We start from the raw sequence: 3,257 nt of genomic DNA on the forward strand, positions 1-3,257 counted from the left end.
GGCTGCGGGACGCGCTTCGAGTTCGAGTGCTACGACGTCGGCCACCTGTTCACCCTCGCCCATTTCCTCGACCGGGGGCTGGTGCGGCCGCCGCTGTTCGTGCAGTTCGTGCTCGGCATCCTCGGCGGCATCGGCGCGGACCCCGACCAGCTCGCGCACATGAAGCGCACCGCGGACCGGCTGTTCGGCGACGACTACCGCTTCTCCGTGCTGGGGGCGGGCCGCCACCAGCTCCCGCTCGCGAGCATGGGCGCGGCCATGGGGGGCAACGTGCGCGTGGGCCTGGAGGACAACCTCTTCCTCGACCGCGGCGTGCTCGCGCCCTCCAACGCCGCCCAGGTCGAGCGCATCCGCCAGGTGCTCGACGGGCTCGGCCTGGAGATCGCCACGCCGGCGGAGGCCCGGGAGATGCTCGCGCTCAAGGGCGCCGATCGCGTGGCCTTCTGACCGGCCGCCCCCTTTCGGCCGCCCCCCGGCCGACTGTTAGACTGATCGTTCTATACAGTTAGGACGGGGGGCGCGGCATGACCGTCAGCAAACGAGACGCCCTGCTCGACACCGCCGAGCGGCTGTTCTACACGGAGGGCTTCCACGCCACCGGGATCGAGCGCCTCGTCAGCGAGGCCGGCGTGGCCCGCATGACCCTCTACCACCACTTCCCCGCCAAGGAGGCGCTGGTCGCCGCCGTGCTCGCGCGGCGCCATCACCACTACCTGGCGATGCTGCGCACGGCACTGGATGACGCCACCGGCGACCCGATCGCCGGGCTCGTCGACGCCCACTGCGGGTGGCTCGCCGAATACAGCGCCCAAGGCTGCATGCTGGTGAAGGCCATGGGGGAGTACGAACACCACGACCCCGCGGTCCACAGCCACGCCCTCGCCTGCAAGCGCGAGGTCATCGGGGTCATCCGCGAGGCCGCGGCACGGGATGGCGCCGGCGATCCGGAACGGCTCGCCGGGCGGATCTACCTGGTCCTGGAAGGGGCCACCCAGGCGCTCCCGGTGGTCGGTGCGGAGCGGACCCGGGCGGACGCCCGGGCACTGCTCGGGGCGATGCACGGCCGGGGGGCGCCATGACCCGGCGGGACGTGACCGGCTTCGCGGCGCTCGGTGCCGGGCTGGTCGCCCTCGGCTACGGCCTCGCCCGCTTCGCCTACGGGCTGTTCGTGCCCTTCATCCGGGAGACCCTCGGACTCTCGCCGGAGGCGGTCGGGTTCATCGGCGCACTGACGTTCGTGAGCTTCATCGCCACCAGCCTGTTCGCGCCGTTTCTCGCCGAGCGCCTTGGCGCCCGGGCCACGGCGGTCCTGGCGTCGGCGGCCGGAGTCGTCGGCCTGGCGGCCATCGCCGGTGCCGGCGGTGCCGGCTTACTGGCGTTCGGGGTCGGCGCCTGCGGTGTGTGCACGGGGCTGATCATGCCGGCGATGACCGAGGCGGTCCGCGCCTCGGCCCCGTCCCGCCTCCATGGCCGGCTCAATGCCGTCAACAACGCGGGCACCAGCATCGGCGTGGCCGCCACGGCGCCCGCGGTGCTCGCCTGGGCCACCGCCTGGCGCAGTGCGTACGCGGCCTTCACCGCCGTGGCGCTCGTGGCGGTCGCGCTGGCCTGGCGCCACCTGCCGGGACCGCGCCCCCGGGCGGACAGCGAGACACCGGGCACGCGCCCCGCCCTCGGCCGCGATCAGCGTCACGCGATGGCGACGCTGTCCGTCTTCGCCTTCGTCATGGGCCTGGTGAGCGCGCCGTACTGGGTCTTCACCCCGGACCTGGTCACCACCCTGGCGGGGGCATCGCCACGGCAGACCGCGCTGATCTGGCTCGCGGTGGGTCTCGCCGGGCTCGCCGGCGGCGGCACCGGGGACATCGTCCACCGGCTGGGCGCACCGCTGACCCACGCCGGCGCCCTCGGCCTGCTGGCCCTGGCGCTCGCGCTGATCGCCGCCGCGCCGGCCGACGGCGCAGTGACCCTGCTCTCGGCGGCCCTGTTCGGCGCGGCCTACATGACCCTCACCGGGCTGCACGTCGTCTGCGGCGTGAGGATCCTGCACGACCGCCCCGCCGCCGGCGCAGTGCCGCCGTTCACCGCCATCGCCGTCGGCCAGGTCTGCGGCTCGTCGCTCGCCGGTGTGCTCATCCCCGGGTTCGGCTACGCCGCGGTGTTCACCGGCTTCGCCCTGGCGGGGGCGCTGGTCTGCACCGCGTCGGCCCTCGTGCCCGAGCGGGCGGACGGCGCGGCCCCGACCTTCACCAGCGACCATTCCGGCTAGCGTGGGTCTGGCGGTGACTCAGTAGCCCAACAGGTTCCGGCGCACGTGCAGCAGGTGCTTTTCGGTCAGCTCCCGGGCGAGCTGGCCGTCTCGCTCCTGCAACGCCGCCACGATCTCCCGGTGCTCGTGCTGGTAGCCGAGCCGCCGCTCCTCCGTGAGGCTCGCGCGCTTGAGCTTGCCCCACTCGGCCTGACTCCGGGCCTCGTCTATGCGCTCGAATATCTCGATCAGGAACTGGTTGCGGGTCGCCCGGACCATGGCCGCATGCAGCGCCGCATCCCACTTCTCGAAGTCCCGCCAGTCCCGGGCCGCCTCGGCGCGCTCCAGACAGGTGCGCATGTAGGCGAGATCGGCACCGCTCGCCCGGGTGACCAGTGCCTCCGCGACCGCGGGTTCGAGCATCAGCCGAACCTCCATCACCTCCGCCGGGCTCGCATCGGCACCTGCCGATACGTCGGGGACGCGGTCCTTCGGCTGGCGTCCGGTCACGAACGTCCCCCGGCCGATGAAGCGGATGATCTTGCCACTGGCCTCCAGGTCCCGGAGGACGCCCCGGACCGTGTTGCGGGACAGGCCGAACTGCTCCACGAGCGCACGCTCGGTGGGGAGCTTGTCCCCCGGCGCGAGCTCGCCGGACGCGATGCGCTCCTCCAGATAGGCCTGGACGGCCTCCTTGCCGGTCGCGACGCCTGGACTCGTGGACACGCCACCTCCCTCTAATGCCATACCAAACAGGGCGAAATGGTTCACCGGAATTATACATCACTACGCGCGTCCACCGGTGCCATCCGGCTCGAAAAGCACGTGAACCGGCGCTTTCGGACCCTCCGCGACGCTTGACACCCATGCGGAACCAAATTAGGGTTTTCTCAACCAATAAATAATGATTGGTTTAATTGGACCAAAAGGGGCCGCCCATGAAACTAGTCACTTACCGCCACGACGGCGCGACACGCCTGGGGATTCTCGACGCGGACCGGGGACGCGT

At 71.7% G+C, this 3,257-nt stretch carries 4 protein-coding genes; 3 read left to right on the forward strand and 1 reads right to left on the reverse strand.

Going from position 1 to position 3,257, the window contains the following annotated elements:
- The 3 genes from G7A99_RS17140 to G7A99_RS17150 all read left to right on the forward strand — a co-directional run.
- On the forward strand, positions 1 to 447 hold a 447-nt coding region (locus tag G7A99_RS17140), incomplete at its 5' end, for a 3-keto-5-aminohexanoate cleavage protein (RefSeq protein ID WP_163142398.1).
- 77 nt (positions 448 to 524) lie between these two features.
- Positions 525 to 1,079, forward strand: a complete 555-nt coding sequence (locus tag G7A99_RS17145; RefSeq protein ID WP_163142401.1) for a TetR/AcrR family transcriptional regulator — start codon at positions 525 to 527, stop codon at positions 1,077 to 1,079.
- Complete coding sequence (locus G7A99_RS17150) at positions 1,076 to 2,269, forward strand: MFS transporter (protein ID WP_163142404.1); 1,194 nt, start codon at positions 1,076 to 1,078, stop codon at positions 2,267 to 2,269. The genes G7A99_RS17145 and G7A99_RS17150 overlap by 4 nt, the downstream gene beginning before the upstream one ends.
- Positions 2,270 to 2,287: 18 nt before the next feature.
- Here G7A99_RS17150 and G7A99_RS25815 read toward each other — a convergent pair whose 3' ends face one another.
- Positions 2,288 to 2,974: a FadR/GntR family transcriptional regulator gene (locus tag G7A99_RS25815; RefSeq protein ID WP_305792331.1), complete on the reverse strand. Its 687-nt coding sequence runs from the start codon at positions 2,972 to 2,974 to the stop codon at positions 2,288 to 2,290.
- Between the last annotated feature and the right edge of the window lie 283 nt (positions 2,975 to 3,257).

It is taken from the genome of Arhodomonas sp. KWT (assembly GCF_010993615.1).